The following is a 20600-nucleotide window of genomic DNA, read 5'->3' on the forward strand; positions in this document are numbered from 1 at the left end:
GCCCGTCAGGCCGCCCGCACGGGCCGTCCCGGCAGCACCTCGGTGCGCAGCTCACCGTCGCGGACGATGAATTCGCCACCGACGAGGACGTGCTGGAAGCCCACCGACGGGCGGGTGGTCGCGGCATAGGTCGCCCGGTCGGAGACCACCGTGGGATCGAAGACCGTGATGTCGGCGTCGCAACCGGGCTGGAGACGGCCCTTGCGCCGCATCGCGGGCGCGGCGGTCTCCACGACCTGCGCCGGCACGAGGCTGCATCGGCGGATCGCCTCGGTCAGGCTGAGCTGCCCCTGCTCCCGCACCAGCACGCGGAAGGTCCGCCCGAAGGTTCCGGAAGTGCGCGGGTGGCTGACGACGTCGGCGGGCAGCGGCCACAGCATCGGGTCGCGCGGCGTGGTGCGCCACAGCGGCGAGATGCCGTCGCTCGCCACCGCGGCGTCGGGGAAGGTCATGGCCCGCTGGACGAACTGGAACTGCTCGGGGTCGTCCTCGTCGAAGAAGTGGACGAAGGCGAGCCCGCCCGGGTCCTGCTGGCGCACCCGGTTCAGTTCCTGCGCGTCGGTCATGCGCCTGCCGGTGGCCAGATAGCCGATCGAGTGCGGGGTCAGGCCGCGGCGGTACAGCAGCTCGGGAGCGAGGAAGGCCGCGCCGATCCCGGTCATCCCGGCCCCGTACGGGTAGGCCTCGGTGGTGACCCGCGACCCTTCCCGCCGCACCCGCTCCACCAGCTGCTGCACCCGGTCCACCTGCCGCAGCGAGGTGCTGTTCAGGTGGCAGTAGTGCATGTGCGCGCCGGTCTCCCCGGCCGCCCGGATGATCTCCTCGGCCCCGTCGATCGGGGTGTCCGGGTCCAGTTCGACCAGCTCTCGGGCATGGGTGTAGGTCGGCAGGCCGTGGCGCGCGGCCAGCGCGGCGACGGAAAGGTACTCGCCCGGGTCGACCCGGGGCGCGTAACCGACGACGATGCCGATGCCGAGCGCGCCCTGCGCCAGGTCGGCCTCCAGGTGCCCGAGGATGCGGTCGACGTCCGGCTGCGCGGCGGCACGCTGCCACTGCGGGTGCGCGATATGGGTGAAGAACGCCTCCAGGTCACCGGTGGCAGGGGCGCCGGCGAGCACGTGCATGCGGGCGACGGCCCAGGACGTGGCGAAACCGAAGTTGACCGGGCGGCCCTCCGCCTGGGCCCGGCGGTAGGCGGGCTCGACCGGGAAGACCCCGGCTTCCAGCTCGAGGGCCGTGGTGACGCCGTCGAGGGCCTGGAGGCGCTGCCCGGCGACGTCGTGGCAGTGGCTGTGCAGGTCGATGAAGCCGGGACTGACCACCAGCCCTGGCACCTCCACCGTGGTCGTCCCCGTGATCGGCCGCTCGGTGATCGCCTGGACCGTCCCGTCCGAGATGCCGACGTTGCGCACGGCGTCCAACCCGGACTCCGGGTCGATCACCCGGCCGCCGATCAGAACAAGGTCGTAGCTGGTCATGCGTGCTCCTTCTGGCCGGGCTGGGTTGCCATGGCGAACTCGGACGGACGCTGGGGCACGAAGATCGCGATCAGCGCGGCCGCCACGGTCGAGACGATGAGGAAGCCGAATGCGGCCGTGTAGGAGAACCGGTCCACGAGGAAGCCCATGACCACCGGGGCCAGCACCCCGGCCAACTGGCCACCCACGTTCACCACTCCCATTCCCGAGGCGACCACCGCCGTCGGCAACGCACGGATCGGCATGCCCAGGACGCACATGAACGACAGGCCGGCGATACCCATCGCCAGCGTCTGGTACAGAGTGAACTCGGCGGTCGTTCCCGCGCGCAGCATCAGCACCAGCATCACGGCGGCGGCGGCGAGCACCGGAATCGCGAAGACGCGGGCGCGCTGGGAGAAGTAGCGGTCGAACAGCCAGCCGCCGAGAAAGACGCACACGCTCATCACCAGGAACGGGATCGCGGCCAACACCCCGGTCTGCACCAGCGAGATGCCGCGCTCCTCGAGCAGATAGCTCGGGATCCAGGTGATCATGCCGTAGCTCAGCATGTTCGTCGCGCAGAACAGCGCCGCGAACTTCCACACCGCGCCCGTACGCAGAACCGCCCGCAGCGAGGCCGCGCCGGAGGGCGCCGGCCCGGCCTCGGTGTCCGGCCCGTCGGCCTCGTCGACGGTCAGCCGGCGCGGGAGGGGCCGCGGCAGCAGTGTCCAGAGCAGAACAGCGATCAGGACACCGCCGAGAGCGACGATCCAGAATGTGTGCCGCCAGCCGAACACCATCAGTACCGGGGCGACGACGAGAGGCCCGAGCCCGGCTCCGAGGAAGTTGGACGAGAGCATCAGCCCGGTCGCCGTCGCCCGCCGGTCGGGGGTGGTGCGCTCCGAGATCGCCTTGAACGACGCGCCCGGGAACAGCGCCTGCCCGATGCCGAACAGCGCCCGGACCACCAGCAGCGCGACGAAGCCCCGGACCACCCCGCTCAGGGCGGTGAAGACCGACCACGACAGCAGCGAGGCCAGGAGCAACCGGCGGGAGCCGAACCTGTCGGCCAGGTATCCCCCGGGGATCTGGAACACCAGGTAGACCAGCGAGAAGATCGTGATCAGCCAGCCCTGCTCGGTCTTGCCGAGGGCGAACTCCGCGCCGATGAACGGAAGCGCCATCGCGATCATGACGCGGTCGATGTAGTCGATGACGTAGATGCCCATGAGCAGCCCCACGGTGACCACCGATGTGCGGCGTACGCGGGAGGGCGTCCACTGTGACCGTGCGACGGGGTCGAGCCCGATCAGCCCCATGCGGCCTCCATTGTTCCGGATGTCCGCAGATTGTTGGCTGCCGACCGAGACGTCGGCTTCGTCGATCCCCACGAAGTGTCGCGCTCTGTCTTGGCGGATCGGACGACCGCCGACGAGCCAGGCCAACGCCTCCCGGAGGCCCTCGCGCACGCGGTCGGCCAGCACAGCCACGTTGTCAACGTAACGTTGACCAATAGAAGCGTCAATGTATCAACGACACAAGGGCGTCCGGCCATGGGCGATGCCGACGAACCTCTTCGCCGGGGCCGGAGCCGCCGCCGCGGTGGACCAGGACTTCGTGAAGACACGGCGCTGACGCCGGGACCCGGCGCGCCGGCGATCGGCTCGCCGGGTCCCGGGCGCCCGTCAGCTCAGCCCGAGCATCCGGGCGGCGTTGTCCTTGAGGATCAGCGGGCGGACCTCGTCCTTGATCTCCAGCTTCGCGAAGTCGGCGAGCCATCGGTCCGGAGTGATCACCGGGAAGTCGGAGCCGAAGAGCACCTTCCGCTTGAGCAGACTGTTCGCGGCGCGCACGAGCTGCGGCGGGAAGTACTTCGGTGACCAGCCGGACAGGTCGGTGTAGACGTTCGCCTTGTGGGTGGCGATGGAGATGGCCTCGTCCTGCCAGGGCACCGACGGATGCGCGAGCACGATCGTCAGATGCGGGAAGTCGGCGGCCACGTCGTCGAGCAGCATCGGGTTGGAGTACCGCAGCTTGATCCCGCGCCCGCCGGGCAGCCCGGCGCCGATGCCGGTCTGCCCGGTGTGGAACAGCGCGGGCACCCTGAGCTCCTGCAGCGCCTCGTAGAGCGGGTAGAAGCGCATGTCGTTCGGTTCGAACGCCTGCAGGCTGGGGTGGAACTTGAACCCGCGCACCCCGTGGTCGGTGACCAGCCGGCGGGCGCGGGCGACGGCGGCCTTGCCGGCGTGCGGGTCGACCGAGCCGAACGGGATGAGCACGTCGGGATGCGCGGCGGCGGCGTCGGCGATCTCCTCGCTGGACAGCGCGGGATGCCCGGTGCCGGCCGGTGCGTCGACGGTGAACACCACGGCGGCCATGTTCCGCTCGCGGTAGTGCGCGGCGATCGCCTCGACGGTCGGGGTGCGGTCCTGGTCGGCGTGGAAGTACTTCGCCGAGGCGTCGATCAGTTCCTGGTCGAGCGAGAGGCAGCCGTGGGCGTCCTGCTCGACGTGCACGTGCACGTCGATGGCGTCGAGCGCAGCGAGATCGAGGGCCGGGAGATCCATGTGGGCCTTCCTCAGGGGAGTTCGGTGCGGGCCTTGGCGGCGAGCAGGGCGGTCAGGACGGCGTCGCGGTGGGCGACGAGCTCGGCCCGGTCGATCCCGGCGAGCTCCTCGTCGACCCCCGCCACCAGCGTCTCGACGAGCTCTCGCGTGAGCGTGACCTGGCCGAGATCGCGCCACCACGCCTCGGTGGGCGGGCCGAGGTGCTCGAGGACGTGGGCGATGCCGCCGGGGCCGCCGGACAGGTGCTGGGTGAGGAACGGCCCGAGCACCGCCCACCGCAGCCCGGGGCCGTGGGTGATCGCGGTGTCGATGTCGGCCACCGTGGCGACGCCGCGTTCCACCAGCGAGTAGGCCTCCTGCCACAGGGCGGCCTGCAGCCGGTTCGCGACGTGCCCGGGCAGCTCCTGGCGCAGCCGGATCGGCCGCTTGCCGACTCCCGCGTAGAACGCCATTGCGGTCTCGACCGTCTTCTCCGCGGTCTTCTCCCCCGGCACCACCTCGACCAGGGGGATCAGGTGCGGCGGGTTGAACGGGTGCCCGATGACGACCCGCTCCGGATGCTCCGGGCAGCCGCGCGCGATCACGCTGGGAAGCAGCCCGGACGAGCTCGACGCCAGCACCACCTCGGGCCTGGCCGCGGTGTCGAGCACCGCGAACAGCGCGTCCTTGACCTCTTCGCGCTCCGGGCCGTTCTCCTGCACGAAGTCGGCGTCCGCGACGGCCTCGGCCGCGTCCGCGGTGAACGTGAGCCGGTCCGGCGACGCGCCGTCGATCGGCGCGAGCGTCGGCCAGATCGCCGCGACGTCGGCGCGCAGCCGTGCCTCGGCTCCCGGCGCCGGGTCGCTCGCGACCACGTCGAGGCCGTGCGCCAGGAAGTGCGCCGCCCAACTGGCCCCGATGACCCCGGTGCCGATGACGGCGACCCGGCGGATCCCGGCGGCGCTCACCGCTCACCCCGGGCAGCGGCGAGCTCGACGAACGGATCGAGCGCCGCCGGGTCGGCCAGCACGTCGCGGCTGGCGACGTCGTCGAGCGCCGCCCCGAGCAGGATCCGCTTGGCCGGCAGCTCCAGCTTCTTGCCCGTCCGGTTGCGCGGCACCACCGGCACCGCCGCGATCCCGTCGGGAACGTGCCGGGGCGACAGCTCCGTGCGCAGCGCGGTGCTGATCCGGCGGCACAGCGCATCGTCGAGCTCGGCCGGCTCGCGCAGCTGGACGTAGAGCAGCAGTTCCCCGTTGCCCCCCGCCGGGTCCTCGAGATGCACCACCAGGCTGTCGGCGACCTCCGGCAGCTCCTCCACGACCCGGTAGAACTCGGCGGTGCCGAGCCGGACGCCACCGCGGTTGAGCGTGGCGTCGGACCGCCCCGCGATCACCGCGCTGCCGGCCGCGGAGAACCGCACCCAGTCGCCGTGCCGCCACACGCCCGGGTACAGGTCGAAGTAGGCGTCGCGGTAGCGCGTCCCGTCGCCGTCCCCCCAGAAGCCCACCGGCATCGACGGCATCGGCGCGGTGATCACCAGCTCGCCCAGCTCGCCGACCACGGCATCTCCCCTCTCGTCGAACGCCTGCGCATCGACCCCGAGGCAGGGCCCGGAGATCTCTCCGGCCCACACCGGCTGCAGCGGGCTGCCCTGCACGATCCCCGAGCAGACGTCGGTGCCGCCGCTGCCCACGTTCAGCAACACGCCGGGCCCGAACTGCTCGGCCACCCACCGGTAGCCTTCCGGAGGCAGTGGGCTGCCCGCCGCACCGATCTGGCGCACCCGGGACAGGTCGAACTCCGCGGCCGGCCGCGCCCCCTCCTTGCGGCAGGCCATCAGGAACCCCGGGCTGGCGCCCATCAGCGTCGCGCCCGTCTCGGCGGCCACCCGCCACTGCCAGCGCAGGTCGGGGTGCAGCGGATTGCCGTCGATCATCACGATCGACGCCCGCACCAGCAGCCCGGACACCAGCGCGTTCCACATCATCCACGCGGTGGTGGAGAACCACAGGATCCGGTCGCCCGGACGCAGGTCCCAGCTCAGCCCGTGGTTCTTGCAGTGCTCGAGCAGGATCCCGCCGTGGCCGTGCACGATCGCCTTGGGCTTGCCGGTCGTCCCGGAGGAGAACAGCACGCACAGCGGGTGCGCGAACGGCACCGGGTGGAACGCCAGGTCGGCAGCCTCGGCGACCAGCTCGTCCCAGCCGACCGCGCCGGGCAGCGTGTTCTCCCCGTACGGAACATGGACGACGTGCCGCACGGTGGGCAGACCCGCCCGGATCTGCGCCACCTGCTCGCGGCGGTCGACGTCCTTGGCGCCGTAGCCGTACCCGGCCACCGCCAGCAGCACCGTCGGCTCGATCTGCCCGAAGCGATCGACGACGCTGCGGGCACCGAACTCCGGCGCGCAGCTCGCCCAGACCGCGCCCAGGCTCGCCGTGGCCAGGAACGCCACCAGCGTCTCCGGGATGTTCGGCAGGTACGCCACCACGCGGTCGCCGCGGCCGACACCGAGCCGCTGCAGACCGGCCCGGGCGCGGGCCACCTGCTCGCGCAGCTGCCCCCAGGTCAGTTCCACCCGCTCACGGGACTGGGAGTACGCCACCACCGCGACCCCGTCCGCGTCCTCGGGCAGCCCGACCGCGTGCTCGGCGTAGTTCAGTGTCGCCCCGGGGAACCACTCCGCGCCCGGCATCTCGCGGCGGCCCAGCACCCGCTCGGGCGGCGTCGCGAACCGCACCTCGAAGAACCCGGCGATCGCCGACCAGAACCCCTCCAGGTCGTCGACCGACCAGCGATGCAGCGCGTCGTAGTCGTCGAAGCGCAGCCCGCGCTCGCGTTCCAGCCAGCCCAGGAACCGCCCGATCTCCGTCGTCTCCCGCGCGTCCGCGGCGACCGGCCGCAGCAGCTCGGGCGGCTGCGGCGTGCTCACGAGCCGTCCCTCCGCTGCACCTTCGCGCCACGCCCCTGCAGGAACGCCTGCATCCGCTCCTTGGCCTCGGCGCTGCCGGTGGCGACGGCCGCCATCAGCGACTCCATCAGATAACCCTGGGTCGGGTTGGCCTCGGCGATCCGTGGGAGCGCCTGCAGCACCGCGAAGTTCGTGACGGCTGAGTTCGCAGCGATCTTCTTGGCCAGGTCCAGGGCGTGCGCGAACCCCTCCCCCGACCCGGTCAGGTAGTGCGACAGCCCGAGCGCCTGCCCCTCCCGGGCGTCGAGAACACGTCCGGTGAGCATCATGTCGGCCATCCAGTGGGCGCCGATGAGCCGCGGCACCCGCACCGAGGCGCCGCCGCCGACGAACAGGCCGCGCTGCCCCTCCGGCAGCGCGTAGAACGCGGTCGACTCGGCCACCCGGATATGGGTGGCTGTCGCCAGCTCCAACCCGCCGCCGATCACCGCGCCCTTGAGGACCGCGACGACCGGGATCCGGCCGCGCTCCATCCGTTCGAACGCGCGGTGCCACATCATCGAGTGCTCAAGGCCTTCGAACGCGTCGCGCTCGGTCAGCTCGGACAGGTCCAGGCCGGCGGAGAAGTGCTCGCCCTCGGCGTCGAGCACGACGGCCTTGACCCCGGCGGGCGGGACGCTGAAGAACGCCTCGATCCCGAGCACCGTCGGATCGTCCAGCGCGTTGCGCTTCGCGGCGCGGGCCAGCCGCAGCACGGCCACCTCGCCGCGCAGCTCGACCTGCAGCGACGGCGGCAACGGGGCTCGGAGCTGGTCGCTGCCCGGGTCGTCGCCGGTCATGAGGCTCCCTCTGGCCGCGGGGACCCCGCGGCCTGCTCGATCGGGTGCTCGTCGGCGGCCCGGCGGCGCAGGTCGACCCGGCGGATCTTCCCGGTGGGGTTGCGTGGCAGCTCCGGCACGAACTCCAGGTGCTTGGGCACCTTGTAGCGGGCCAGGTTGGCCTCGAGGTGGGCACGCAGCTCGGCCTCGGCCAGCGTCGCTCCGTCGCGCAGCTGCACGTAGCCGACCCCGACCTCGCCCCACTGCCGGTCGGCCACCCCGACGACGGCGCAGTCGGCGACGTCGTCGAGCGCCACGGCGACAGCCTCCACCTCCGCGGGGTACACGTTCTCCCCGCCGGAGATGTACACGTCCTTGACCCGGTCGACCACGTGCGCCCAGCCGTCGCCGTCGACGCGCAGCACGTCGCCGCTGCGGAACCACCGGCCGTCGACGAAGCTCGCGGCGGTCTCCTCGGGCCGGTTCCAGTAGCCGGTGAACACGTGCGGCCCCCGCACCACCAGCTCGGCCGGCTCGCCGCCGACCGGCTCGGGCCGGCCGTCGCGCAGCAGCGCGACGTCGGTGAAGAAGTGCGGCACCCCGACCGCGGTCGGGTGGGCGGGCGTGCCGTCGTGGGTGCTCATGTACACCCCCGGCGACGCCTCGGTCATGCCGTAGCCCTGCAGCAGCCGGACCCCGCGGCCCAACCAGGCCCGCGCGACGCGCTCCTGCACCGGCGACCCGCCGTACTGCACGAGGATGAGCGAGCTCAGGTCGGCGGAGTCCCATGCGGGGTGCTCGCACATCATCTGCAGCATGGTCGGCACCGCGGAGAAGCCGGTGATCCGCGCGGCCGACACCCGCTCCAGCACCAGCCCCGGATCGGCCTTCGCCACCAGTTCCACGCTGCCGCCCTTGAACAGCGTGGGCAGCGTGAGCTGGCTCAGACCGACGCAGTGGAACAGCGGGGCGATGCACAGCGCCCGGTCGGTGCTCAGCACGTCGACGTGCGCGAGGTAGTTGATCGTGTTCCAGGTCAGGTTGCCGTGGGTCAGCACGGCGCCCTTGGGCCGGCCGGTGGTGCCGGAGGTGTAGAGGATGATCGCCGGGTCGTCGAGCCCGACCGGCGGCTCCGCGCCGAGCGCCGGGCCGTGCGCGATCTCCGCCTCGTAGTCCAGCCCGCCCGCCGGGCAGCTGGTCGGGTGCACCGCGAGCACCTGCAGCCCGGCCGGTAACGCCGTGGCCGCGACCAGCGCGTCGGTGTCGGCGCTGTGCACCAGGACCGATGCGCCCCCGTCGTCGAGCATGTACCGGACCTCGGCGCCGGAGAGGCGGTAGTTCAGCGGCACCGCGATCGCCCCGAGCAGCCAGGCGGCGAAGAACGTCTCGAACACCTCGACGGCGTTCACGCCCAGGTACGCCACCCGGTCGCCCGGCCCGACCCCGAGCCGGCGCAGCGCCCCGGCGTACCGCGCGGTGCGCTCGGCCAGCCCGGCGTAGGTGAGCGAGCGTCGCGGGTCGAGCAGCGCCGTCCGGTCCGGGGAGATCCGCGCCCGGCGGGCCGGCCAGGTACCCAGGCCCGGGTTCGGGCCGGCGATCAGGCTCATCTGCACGTCCTCGTCGAGTGCGGGCGCGGTGACGGACACCCCGGTCCCGGCAGTATCAAGCTCCTTGATGTGTCCCTTGATAGCAAGAGGCTTGATATCGGGTCAAGCACCGCTCGTCGACCGCCCCGCCGGGCGCGCCGGAAGCCCCGCGCGGGCAGCGGTTCCGTCATGGCGGCCCCCCGCCGTCCGCCGGCTCCTCGGTGAGGGCCGCCAGGCACCGCTCCAGCGCCTGCCCGAACGCGGCCGCCTCGTCCGGCGTGAGCGCCCGCAGCATCCGCTCCTCCAGGCGATCGACCACCCGGTGGCACGACCGCAGAACCTCGGCACCGTGCTCGGTCAGCCACGCGCGCAGGATCCGCCGGTTCGACTCATCCGGGCGACGTTCGATGAGCCCGTCGCGCTCCATCGTCGCCACCAGCTGATGCATCGCCTGCGGACTCACCACGTGACGGCGGGCCAGTTGCGCCGACGACAGACCGCCCCGCCGCTCGAGAATGCTCAGCGCCGTGTACTGGTGCAGCGTCACCCCGAGCGGCCGCAGTACCTCTTCCATTCGCGCCCGCTCGGCCATCTCCAACCGCTTCACCAGGTACGTCAGCCGCTGACCCCGCTGACCTGCCGGACGTGCCGCGAGCTCCGTCATGACCCGGAGCGTATCCAGAAACTTGATACGCAGGCGGCGGTCAGGATCAGCCGCGGATGGGTGTTCACCCTACGGCGCCCCGTGTGGGGATCGTTCGCCACCGGGGTCGGCGGCATCGCGGCGGGCATGGTCTCCGGCAGCGTGGCCCGGGTGCGCCGCAGTGGGATGGTCCAGCTCGCCGCGGCCGAGTCTGCGCGGCCGAGTACGTCATCGGCGTCGCCGGAGCCGAGATCGGCAACTTCCGCGGCGGCCTGGCCGCCTCGCTGACGTCGGCGCCGATCGCGCTCATCACCGGAGGCCTCGCGGCGGCGGCCGTCACCGTGGTCGTCGGTCTGACGAACCCCGGACTTCGTCGTTGCACGACACCGGACCGCGATTCCGGCACAGCGCCGACCGCAGCGGCGCGGCTCCCGGCGGCAGGACCTGTGCAGCCCGCTACAGACCAGCAGCGCGCCGACCTCCCCCGGACAGTGAGGCCGACCTGGATGTGGTCGGCGCTTCGGTCCGAACGGGGTTCCGGCGGCTGCGGGGATTTCGTGGCCGTCGCGTGTCGACGCGGATCGGCGACGGCCATAGGCTGAGCCGACGCTGCGGTGGAGTGATCCTCGGAAGAGGATGGTTCGTCGACACCGCCCGGGTGCGACGATCACTGTCGTTGATCGTGCCGATGCTGGCTGCGAGGAGCCGAGGATGCGGTGCCTGCCGACCCGACCCAGCTGTGGTCGGTGTGGCTCACGGCGGGCATCGGTCCTGCGGGGGGCGGGGCGGCGCGGTGACTGATCCTGCTGACGGCTTCGGGGACACGGTACGGGCATGACCGGTTCGGCAGAGCGTGGCAGCCCGGACAGGTTGTTCGTCGGGGGCGGCGAGCTGGGCACCGCCATGGCCGCCACCGACTGGGCGCAGACGCCGTTGGGGCCGCCGGAGTCGTGGTCAGCGGAGCTGCGCAGCGTGGTGCGAGTGCTGTTGACCTCGCGGTTCTCGATGTGGATGGCGTGGGGTCCCGAGCTGACGATGTTCTACAACGACGCCTACCGCCGGGACACGCTGCGGGCCAAGCACCCGTGGGCGCTGGGGCGGCCGGCGGCGCAGGTGTGGGCGGAGATCTGGGACGACATCGGCCCGCGGATCGAGTCCGTGCTGGCCACCGGTGTCGCGACCTGGGATGAGGACCTGCTGCTGTTCCTGGAGCGCAGCAGCTACCCGGAGGAGACGTACCATACGTTCTCCTACAGCCCGCTGGGTGAGTCCGGCCGGGTGGTCGGGATGTTGTGCGTGGTCACCGAGAACACCGACCGAGTGCTGTCCGAGCGGCGGATGGGAACGCTGCGCGATCTCGCCACCGCGCTCGCCCCGGGCGGCACCCAGGCCGATGTGCTCGCCGCGGTGTCCGCCCAGCTCGGCGCGAACCCCCGGGATCTGCCGTTCACCGCGACCTATCTGTTCGACGACGGTGGCGCGGGGTTGTCCTGCACGAGCGGCGTCGAGCCCGGCTCACCGGCAGCTCCGGAGCGGATCTCCGACGGCGACGCGGACCGCTGGTGGCGCCTCGACCGGTTGCGCGGCGGGCAGAGCGTGCTGCTCGACCTCGGCACGCGGTTCGATCGGCTGCCGGCCGGGGCGTGGACCCGGCCGCCCACCCAGGCGATCGCGCTGCCGCTGGCCGGGCAGAGCGAGGCGGGCACCCGTGGGTTCCTGGTGGCGGGCCTGAGTCCGGTCCGCGCGTTCGACGAGCGCTACCGCGGGTTCGCCGAACTGCTCGCCGGGCAGATCGCCGCCAGCCTGGCCGCGGCCGGCGCTTACGAGGTGGAGCGGCGCCGCGCCGAGGCGCTGGCCGAGCTGGACCGGGCCAAGACCGAGTTCTTCACCGGCATCAGCCACGAGTTCCGTACCCCGCTGACCCTGATCCGCGGCCCTGTCCAGGACCTGCTCGCGGCCGGCGAGTCCGGAGACGGGCTTGATCCGGAGCGGATGCGGGCCGAGCTGGTGTCGGTGGACCGCAACGCCGGCCGGTTGGGCCGGCTGGTGGACAACCTGCTCGACTTCACCCGGGTGCAGGCCGGCCGCGCTCAGGCCCGGTTCGCCCCCACGGACCTGGCCGCGGTCACCGCGGACCTGGCCAGCATGTTCCGTGCCGCGATCGAACGCGCCGGTCTGTCGTTCACCGTGAAGGCCCCGCCGCTTGCCGAGCCGGTGTGGGTGGACCGGCAGATGTGGGAGAAGGTCGTTCTCAACCTGCTCTCCAATGCTCTGAAGTACACCCTGCGCGGCAGAATCACCGTCACCGTGCGCGGGGACGCCGATGCGGCCGTGCTCGAGGTGGCGGACACCGGGGCCGGGATCCCGGCCGACGAGCTGCCGCGGCTGTTCGAGCGGTTCCACCGGGTGCCCGGCAGCCGGGGCCGGTCGGTGGAGGGCAGCGGCATCGGGCTGGCCCTGGTCCACGAGCTGGTCGAGCTGCACGGCGGCCACGTCACGGTCGAGTCGGTCGTGGGCGCCGGAACGACGTCCACGGTGCGGGTGCCGCTCGGGTCGGCGCATCTGCCCGCCGGCCAGGGTGCCGAGCAGACCGTCGACCTGTCCGCTGCCGCGGCACGAGCCGCGGCGCCCTACCTGGCCGAGGCGCTGGGCTGGCTCGCTCCGATCGACGGTGACGACACCGTGGACGACGCCGGCCTCGCCGAGGTGAGCGGGGAGGCGGTTCCGGCGGCGGGCAGCGTCCGGGTGGCCGGTGACGGGGGGTACGAGGAGGATCGTGCGGGATCGGTGCGTGCGTCGGTACTGGTGGTCGACGACAACACCGACATGCGCGCGTACCTGACCCGTCTGTTCGCGTCCCGCTACGCGGTGCAGGCGGCCTCCGACGGGCAGGCGGCGCTGGAGGCGATCCGGTCGGAGCCGCCGGACCTGGTCGTGACCGACGTGATGATGCCGCGGCTCGACGGGTTCGGGCTGCTGGCCGCGCTACGCGCGGATCCGCACACCGCGACCCTGCCGGTGATCGTGTTGTCGGCCCGGGCAGGCCAGGAGGCAGCGATCGAGGGCCTGGCGGCGGGCGCGGACGAGTACCTGATCAAACCGTTCACCGCCGCGGAGCTGCTGGCCCGGGTCCGGTCGGTCCTGACGCTGGCGCAGGTACGACGGCAGGAGGCGAACTGGCGGGGCGCGCTGCTCAATGCGCTGCGGGACGGCCTGTTCGTGGTGAACGGCGCCGGGCAGGTCGTGGAGATCAACGACGGGTTCGCCGAGATCTTCGGCTACGGCACCGACGGACTGCCCTACGAGCTGCCGCACCCGTGGTGGCCCGATCCCGACACCGACCCGGACGCCTACGCCCGGGTCATGGCGGCGATGGACGCGCTGCAGACCACCGGCCGTGGCCGCCACCTGTTGGCGCTGCGGCACCGCGACGGGCGGCGGCTGTGGGTGGAGATCTCCGCGGATACGGTTCCCGACCCTGACGGGCCCGGGCCACCGATGCTGATCGGAGTGGCCCGGGACGTCACCGCCGCCCACCGTGCCGCGCAGCGCGACCGGTTGCTGGCCGAGGCGGGCCAGATCCTGGCCGATGCGGACGAGCGCGGCGGTGGGGTGGTCGGGCGGTTGCAGCAGGTCGCCGATCTCGCCGCGGCCGTGTTCGACGACGGGGTTCTGGTCGCGCGTACGGCCGCGGACGGGCGGATGCCGCCGGTCGTGGCGGCGCACCCGCACCAGCCCGAACTGGCTGCGGCGATACTGGAGCTGGGCCCTTACCGCATCCCCGCGGCGCTGGTCGAGACCTACCGGCGGGGTCGGGCGTTCGTGCTCGACCCCACCCCGCCCGACCTGCTGCGCGAAGCTCTCGGCGACGATGCCTACGCCGCCCGGGCCCACATCGGGCTGGGCGCCACCCTGGTCGCCCCGCTGGCCGTCAGGGGCCGGCTACTGGGCCTGCTGATCGTCATCTGTCCTGGCGGCCATCCACCGCGCCACCCCGTCGGGCACGTAGGCAGGCGTCCGCCCACCCTCCGGCAGGAGCCGGTCACCGCGGGCGCGGCGGGTTCAGAGCCTGCGGGTGTGGAGCCGACGGGGCGGTTCGACCAGGCCGACGTCGAGGTGGCCCAGGAACTCGCCCGCCGGATCGCGGTCGCGTTGGAGGCCGAGCGGGTCGCGACCCGGGAACACCAACTCAACGCGGCGTCTGCGGCGTTGGCGGCTGCGGCCACGGTGCCCGAAGCCGCGGCCGCGCTGGCTCATGCGGTCCGCGACGCGCTGGAGGCGACCGGGGTCGTGGTGTACACGGCGCGCTCCGACGAGCCGCGCCGGCTGCATCTGGAACACGATCTGGGTTTCCCCGAGGGGTTCGCTGCCGGGACCGCTGCGGGCGACGGTGCTCGTGAGTGGGTGTGTACGGAGGTGGTGCGCACCGGGGAGCCGGTCTGGTCGGACGACGCGCGGGCAGGGGACGAGCGCTACCCGCCCGTCATCGAGACCGAGCCGATGACCCCGGGGTCGCCGGTGAAGGCGGTCGCGGCGCTGCCGCTGCAGCTGGGCGGGCGGATGCTGGGCGTGCTCATGGCCACCTTCGCCACCCCGCGGGAGTTCACCCCGGCCGATCGCGGTTTCGCCACCACCCTGGTCGGACAGGCCGCGCAAGCCTTCGAGCGGGCCGCGTTGACCGACGCCCGCTGGGAGACCGCGCGAACTCTGCAACAGCACCTGTTGCCCGCGGCTCCACCCAGCGTGAACCAGGTGGAGGTGGCGACCCGCTACTTGCCCGCGGTGCACGACGTCGCCGCCGGCGGGGACTGGTACGACGTCATCCGCCTGGACGAGCAGCGCACCGCGGTCGTGGTCGGTGATGTCGTCGGGCAGGGCGCCACCGCGGCCGCGGTCATGGGACAGCTGCGCTCCGGATTGGCGCTGGCGCTGACGAACCTCGGTCCGGACGTCGACCCAGCCGTCGCGTTGGCCCAGCTCAACCGCTACACCGCCCGGGTACCGGGGGCGCGCGGCTCGACGGCGGTGTGTCTGATCGTCGACACCGAGAACCGCCAGATCCGGTGGGCGCGGGCCGGGCACCCACCACCTCTGCTGATCCCCCACGAGGGGACGCTGCGGTATCTCGACGCCGCCGCCGGCCCACTGCTCGGGGCATTCCGCGCCGACACCGCCGATGGTGACGGGGCGGTCGCGCTGTATGAGCAGGCGGTCACCGACTTCTCCCCCGGCGACACCGTCGTGCTCTACACCGACGGGCTGGTCGAGCGCCGCGGCGAGATCATCGACGACGGCATGGACCGGGTCGCCGCCGCCGTCCACGAGGTGCCCGGAGCCGACCCGGCCCGGCTGGTCGCCCGGCTGTTCGCCGCCGCAGTCCCGGACGGGCACGCCCACGACGACATCGCGGTCCTCGCCGCCCGCGCCCTACCCGCTCCACTCCGGCAGCGCCGCCCGGCCGACCCCCGCGAGCTGGCCGCGGTGCGGCGCACCGTTGCCGGTTGGGCGGCGCTGGCCGCGCTGGACAAGGACCTGGTCGACGACCTGCAACTCGCGCTCGGCGAGGCCGTCGCGAATACCGTCGAGCACGCCTACCCCTCCGACCACGACGGCGAAGTCGAGTACACGCTGCGTCGCTGCGACGGCGGGGCGAGCGTGCAGGCGACCGTGACCGACCACGGCACCTGGCGGCCACCACCGGCCGACCGCGGCTACCGGGGCCGCGGCCTGGAACTGATCCGTGCCCTCGCTCCCGACCTGACCGTCGAGCACGACGCCCGTGGGCCGGACGGGCGCGGAACCACGGTGCGGTTCACCCTGACCGCTCCGCAGACCGACACCGACGCCGCAGCCTCGGTCCCGGCCCGGGACATGGTGGCTCCCCCGGGGCCGCCGCTCGCCGAGGGGCAGCCGGCTTCGCTCCAGGTGCAGGCCGAACGGGACCGGCTCCACCTGGCGCTGCACGGTGAGATCGATCTGCCCGCCGTCCAGGCCGTCCGCGCCGACCTGCTCGCCCACCTGGACGCCGACCCGGCCACACCCATGGTCCTCGACCTGCACCGGACCAGCTACCTGTCCAGCGCCGGCATCGGGCTCCTGCTCGACCTGGCCGAACACGCCCGCGCCGGCGGCCGCCGGCTCGAGATCGAGCACGACACCACCGGCCCCGTCGCCCGAGTCCTCACCCTCGCCGGCCTCTGCCCCACGCTCACCAACCCACCGCAACCGGCGGCCGGCCCCGGTGACCACCGCGAGCAGCCCGGCAACAGGTCCCCCGGCAGCGGTTCGGCCGACGTGCCAACGACATCCCGATGATCTCGGCTCGCGAGCCGTAGGTGCGGACCACCGGACTTCCTGGCCCGGGCGAAAGTCCAGCCGGGAAGGGACGCGTGCATGAGGATCACCGGCGTCGACGTGGGTGGCGCCCACACCGACATCATCGCCTTCGACGCCGCCGGCGGTGAGATCGCCGTCCACAAGGTCCCGAAGAGGTTGCGAGGGGCCACCTGCAGATATTTGACAGTGATCCGGATCGCGATGATAGAAACGTATCTTGCAGTACGGTCTCGATCAAGGCCTCGACGTACGTTCTTCGTCAACGCCACTGTCAGCTAGCACATCGTGCGACCTTCGGCCGGGGCCCAGGTTTGGGCTGTCCAGGCGGCAGGGCTGCGCTTTGAAACGGTTCACCCAAGGACGGAGGCATCCCACGGTCATGGTTCCGCCGCCGAGTGCACTCGCACCTCTGCGCGTCGAACTCCTCGCCACCCGCCCCGCAGCGGAGTGGGCCACGGCCTGCATGGCGGCCGGGGCGCCGGCCGGAGTACTCGATGATGTCGCCGGCGCCTTCCAGCCGGCCACCGATCTCGGCCTGGAGCCCGTGGTCACGCTCCCCCGCCCCGACGGGTCCACAGTTCGCCTCCCACGCAATCCCATCAGGCTCTCCGCGACGCCGCCGACCTACCGCTGCGCGCCGCCCCGACTCGGCGACCCGCGCGGTGATGACAGCAAGCCAGACGACGGAGACAGCCGATGACAGCACCGATGCCGTTGATCATCGACACGGACCCCGGCGTGGACGACACGTCCGCGCTGATACTGGCGCTGCTCGGCCCGGAGGTCGACGTCCGCGCCGTCACCGTCACGTTCGGCAACGTCAGCCGGGAGAAGACCTTCGCCAATGCGCGCCGCGTGCTCGCGCTCGCCGGGCGGACCGACGTGCTGGTCGCCGCGGGGGCGGTCCGCCCGCTGGTGCATGCGCAGGGGGAACTGGCCGCCGACTGGCACGGTGCCGACGGGCTCGGCGTGCGCTCGGCGGACTTCCCGGAGCCCGGCCCCGCCGACCCGCGCCCGGCCATCACCCTCATGGCCGATGTGCTGAGCGCATCCCCGGAGCCGGTGACGATCGTCTCCCTCGGCCCCATGACCAACACCGCGCTGCTGCTGGCCGGCCACCCCGCACTGATCCCGCGGATCGCGCGCATCGTCGCCATGGGCGGGTCACTCGGCACCGGCAACACCCGGGGGGCCGGCGAGTTCAACGTCTACGCCGACCCCGAAGCCGCGCAGCGGGTGCTCACCCAGCCCGACGTCCCGGTGACGCTGGTGCCGCTCGACCTCACGATGCAGTGCCTGGCCGACGGCGCGTGGCTGGACGCGTTGGCCGCCGGGGGGCCGCGCTGCGCCGCGCTGGTCGGCACGGTGACGGTCTACCGGGAGATGTTCCGCGAGCGCTACGGCGTCGATGCGGCTGCACTGCACGACACACTGGCCGTGCTCGAGGCCATCACACCCGGCACGCTGCGCCCGAAACCCTTCCCGGTCAGCGTGGCGTGCACCCTCGGTCCGGCCCGCGGCATGACCGAGGCCGATCGCCGCCCCGATGCCCCGGCCCGCTGGTGCAGGTGGCGCTCGACGCCGATGTCCCCGCGGTCCCCTCCGAAACCCTGCGCCGGCTCATCACCCTCGGCTGACTCGGCGCGCCTCCCCGCACGCCTGCGGGTGCCAGGCCCTCGCGCCCACGAGGATGCCGCGTCTGCCGTCGCCGGGCTCCTGCTCCCCTCGACCGCCCGCCACAACGATCAGCAACCCGCATTTCGACACCGCGCGCCCAACGAGTTGGGCCCGAGAGAGAGGTTCTGCAGATGAGGTCCTTGAACGTGTTCTGCGGCTCCAGCCGGGGTCGCCGACCCGTCTATCTGCACGCCGTCGGTGAACTGGCGCGGGTTCTCGCCTCCGACGGGATTCGGCTCGTCTACGGCGGTAACTCGACGGGGACGATGGGGGCGTTGGCCGACGGCGTCCTGGAAGCCGGCGGTCAGGTCGTCGGCGTCATCCCCGAACACGACTTCAGCCAGGGGTGGGCGCACGAGGGCCTGACCGAGCTGCATGTCGTCGACTCGATGCACGAGCGCAAGGCGCGCATGGCCGAGCTCTCCGACGGCTTCATCGCCCTGCCCGGCGGGCTCGGAACCCTCGACGAGTTCGCCGAGGCGATCACCTGGTTGCAGCTGGGGCTGCACCACAAACCGACCGGGCTGTTGAACACCGCCGGGTACTACGATGCGCTGCTCCGGTTCTTCGACCACGCCGTGGCGGAGCGCTTCCTCCGAGAGGAGGACCGAGCGTTGATCCTGGCCGAGACCGAGGTGCGCCCGCTGCTGGACCTCATGCGGGCCTGGACACCCCGACAGGATCAGGGCTGGGTGCCTGCGGACGGCCCCGCTGCGTGACCATGACCGACGCTCTCCCCGATCCGTGTGCGCCGCGACTCCCCCTTCCGAGGCGGCGTTGCGGCGCGTGCGGGACGCGTGCCTCACCGCTCACCGGGGGCCGGCCGGGCCTACGGCGCGACGTCGACATCCTCGACGGCCCACGTCGTGCCGCCGATCGCGGGCTGGACGCGCACACCCGTGCCGTCCTCGCGCCTGCGCCGGAGATCGAACCTGCCGCGGTCCTACCCCGGCGGACGACCCGGGCGGTCGCGGCCGGGCGACAGCCCGCGCCGTCGCTGACGTGAGGGGTGACGCGGCACATCAGGCCGTACCAGCCTTGTCGAGGGCTACCGCCCCTTCAACGCTTGGCGTTGCCGTCCCAGAAGGTCGATCTCGCATTCCATGACGTCACCATCGGCGAGGTAGGGGAACCTGCCCGAGAGCGCGACCCCCTCCGGGGTCCCGGTACTGATCAGGTCGCCGGGTTCGAGGACCATGTACTGCGACAGCTCCCAGACGAGGTGCGCCACCGGGAAGATCATGTCGGCAGTGGTGGACGCCTGGCGCGGCTCCCCGTTCACCCAGGATCGCAGGCCGAGCGACTGCACGTCCGCCACCTCATCGGCAGGTACCAGCCACGGCCCCAGGGGGTTGAATGTCGCGCAGCTCTTACCCTTCGACCATTGCCCGCCCGACCGCTCCATCTGGAACGACCGCTCGGACACATCGTTCGCCACCGCGAATCCGGCGACGTGGGCCAGCGCATCGGCCGGTGAGTCGAGGTAGCTCGCCTGCTGCCCGATCACCACGGCGAGCTCGACCTCCCAGTCGACCTTCGTGGCCCCGGGCGGAATCAGCACATCGTCATCCGGACCCACCACGGTATTCGGGTGCTTGAAGAAGATCACCGGCGCGGCGGGCGGCGCGGCGCCGGTCTCCGCGGCGTGCGCGGCGTAGTTCATGCCGATACAGATCACGGCCGACGGCCGGGCGATCGGAGGCCCCACACGCAGCCCCTCTGCGCTCAGGCGGGGCAGCCGTCCGGCGGCGAGCGCGTCGCGGGCACGCTCGATGCCGTTCCCGGCCAGGAAAGTGCCGTCGATGTCCGTGGTGAGCGCCGACAGGTCGTGGGTCGCCCCGTCCTCGTCCCGCACCACGGGGCGCTCGCGGCCCGCCGGGCCCAACCGCATCAGCTGCACGATGCACTCCTTCGTCGATCGGTCGTCATGGCTCCGCCGGCGCCGCGCCGGGGGCGGGCACCTGATGGCTGTCCAGCAGGGCGGACACGCGGGTCACCGTCGCCGTGAGGTGAGCGCGGACACGGCGCTCCACCTCCTCGGCGGCGCTCCTCCTCGCCAACTGGATGATCTCGAGATGGTCCTGCCGGGCTTGTTCCCTGAGCTCGAAGTCGAAGGCCACCGCGAAGCGCACATAGGGCTCGGACTGCACCCGCAGCGTGCGCACCAGCGCCGTGAGGCGCGGGCGCCGGCTCCCCGCAAGCAGGCAGAGGTGAAACGCCTCGTGCTTCCTTGCCCAATCGATCCCCGGCCGCGCAGCGCGAAGCGCATCGCCGGCCGTCTCGAGGGCGTCGAGGAACTCCTCGTCGGGGGACTCGCAGGCGAGGCGGGCCGCGAGTGACTCCAGAGGCGTGCGGATCTCGTAGATCTCCAGGAGTTCGGCGAGCGACGGCCGGAACACATGGGCCGTCCGGTTCCCGTCCTTGAGCAAGAGCCCCTCGGCGACGAGCCGGCTGACCGCTTCACGGACCGGCGTCCGGCTGACGCCGAGCCGCTCGGCGACCTCGTGCTCGCGTACCGGTGACCCGCCCTGGAGCCGACCGGCGAGGATCTCCTCGCGCAGCACTGCGGCAACTTGTTCGGCCGCCCCGCCGCCCCCCGCCCCACGCATCACCTGAGCAC

15 protein-coding genes are annotated in these 20600 nt (G+C 72.5%); 5 read left to right on the forward strand and 10 right to left on the reverse strand.

Annotated elements, in window-relative coordinates; all coding sequences use genetic code 11:
- Positions 1-5: 5 nt before the first annotated feature.
- The 8 genes from HF526_RS14095 to HF526_RS14130 all read right to left on the reverse strand — a co-directional run bounded on the left by HF526_RS14095 (position 6) and on the right by HF526_RS14130 (position 9988).
- A complete protein-coding gene (locus HF526_RS14095; protein ID WP_169381875.1) occupies positions 6-1478 on the reverse strand; it encodes an amidohydrolase family protein in 1473 nt (490 codons plus the stop codon).
- Positions 1475-2779 (reverse strand): MFS transporter, encoded by a 1305-nt coding sequence (locus tag HF526_RS14100; protein WP_169381876.1) that lies wholly within the window; start codon positions 2777-2779, stop codon positions 1475-1477. Before HF526_RS14100 ends, HF526_RS14095 begins: the two co-directional genes overlap by 4 nt.
- A 366-nt stretch (positions 2780-3145) precedes the next feature.
- Positions 3146-4027, reverse strand: a complete 882-nt coding sequence (gene couO, locus HF526_RS14105; protein WP_169381877.1) for a 4-hydroxyphenyl-beta-ketoacyl-CoA hydrolase — start codon at positions 4025-4027, stop codon at positions 3146-3148.
- Positions 4028-4038: 11 nt separating this feature from the next.
- A complete protein-coding gene (locus tag HF526_RS14110) occupies positions 4039-4974 on the reverse strand; it encodes a 3-hydroxyacyl-CoA dehydrogenase NAD-binding domain-containing protein (protein WP_338051470.1) in 936 nt (311 codons plus the stop codon).
- Entirely contained in the window at positions 4971-6941 is a 1971-nt protein-coding gene (locus tag HF526_RS14115) for an acetoacetate--CoA ligase (RefSeq protein ID WP_169381878.1), read from the reverse strand. The genes HF526_RS14110 and HF526_RS14115 overlap by 4 nt, the downstream gene beginning before the upstream one ends.
- Positions 6938-7759: a crotonase/enoyl-CoA hydratase family protein gene (locus tag HF526_RS14120; RefSeq protein WP_169381879.1), complete on the reverse strand. Its 822-nt coding sequence runs from the start codon at positions 7757-7759 to the stop codon at positions 6938-6940. The genes HF526_RS14115 and HF526_RS14120 overlap by 4 nt, the downstream gene beginning before the upstream one ends.
- Complete coding sequence (locus HF526_RS14125) at positions 7756-9384, reverse strand: acyl-CoA synthetase (RefSeq protein WP_420821616.1); 1629 nt, start codon at positions 9382-9384, stop codon at positions 7756-7758. Before HF526_RS14125 ends, HF526_RS14120 begins: the two co-directional genes overlap by 4 nt.
- A 127-nt stretch (positions 9385-9511) precedes the next feature.
- Positions 9512-9988, reverse strand: a complete 477-nt coding sequence (locus HF526_RS14130; RefSeq protein ID WP_169381880.1) for a MarR family winged helix-turn-helix transcriptional regulator — start codon at positions 9986-9988, stop codon at positions 9512-9514.
- A gap of 813 nt (positions 9989-10801) precedes the next feature.
- On the opposite strand from HF526_RS14130, the gene HF526_RS14135 reads away from it, so the two are divergent.
- The 5 genes from HF526_RS14135 to HF526_RS14155 all read left to right on the forward strand — a co-directional run bounded on the left by HF526_RS14135 (position 10802) and on the right by HF526_RS14155 (position 18699).
- The gene (locus HF526_RS14135) at positions 10802-16282 is read left to right on the forward strand and encodes a SpoIIE family protein phosphatase (RefSeq protein ID WP_169381881.1); all 5481 of its coding nucleotides are present in this window, start codon (positions 10802-10804) and stop codon (positions 16280-16282) included.
- Positions 16283-16360: 78 nt separating this feature from the next.
- Positions 16361-16582, forward strand: coding sequence for a hypothetical protein (locus HF526_RS14140; RefSeq protein WP_169381882.1), 222 nt, complete (start codon positions 16361-16363; stop codon positions 16580-16582).
- Between the two features lie 100 nt (positions 16583-16682).
- The gene (locus tag HF526_RS14145) at positions 16683-17003 is read left to right on the forward strand and encodes a CoA transferase (protein WP_169381883.1); all 321 of its coding nucleotides are present in this window, start codon (positions 16683-16685) and stop codon (positions 17001-17003) included.
- Positions 17000-18115 (forward strand): nucleoside hydrolase, encoded by a 1116-nt coding sequence (locus tag HF526_RS14150; RefSeq protein ID WP_338051471.1) that lies wholly within the window; start codon positions 17000-17002, stop codon positions 18113-18115. Before HF526_RS14145 ends, HF526_RS14150 begins: the two co-directional genes overlap by 4 nt.
- Complete coding sequence (locus HF526_RS14155; RefSeq protein WP_169381884.1) at positions 18112-18699, forward strand: LOG family protein; 588 nt, start codon at positions 18112-18114, stop codon at positions 18697-18699. Before HF526_RS14150 ends, HF526_RS14155 begins: the two co-directional genes overlap by 4 nt.
- A gap of 329 nt (positions 18700-19028) precedes the next feature.
- On the opposite strand, the gene HF526_RS14160 is transcribed toward HF526_RS14155, so the two are convergent.
- Together HF526_RS14160 and HF526_RS14165 are read right to left on the reverse strand one after the other, a co-directional pair.
- Positions 19029-19880 carry a fumarylacetoacetate hydrolase family protein gene (locus tag HF526_RS14160; protein WP_169381885.1) on the reverse strand — a complete coding sequence of 284 codons (852 nt, stop codon included), beginning with the start codon at positions 19878-19880 and terminating at the stop codon, positions 19029-19031.
- A gap of 25 nt (positions 19881-19905) precedes the next feature.
- Positions 19906-20600: GntR family transcriptional regulator (locus HF526_RS14165; protein ID WP_211177193.1), on the reverse strand; the 695-nt coding region annotated here is incomplete at its 5' end.

Origin of the sequence: Pseudonocardia acidicola, from assembly GCF_012911935.1 — a bacterium.
GTDB classification, from domain to species: Bacteria; Actinomycetota; Actinomycetes; order Mycobacteriales; family Pseudonocardiaceae; genus Pseudonocardia; species Pseudonocardia acidicola.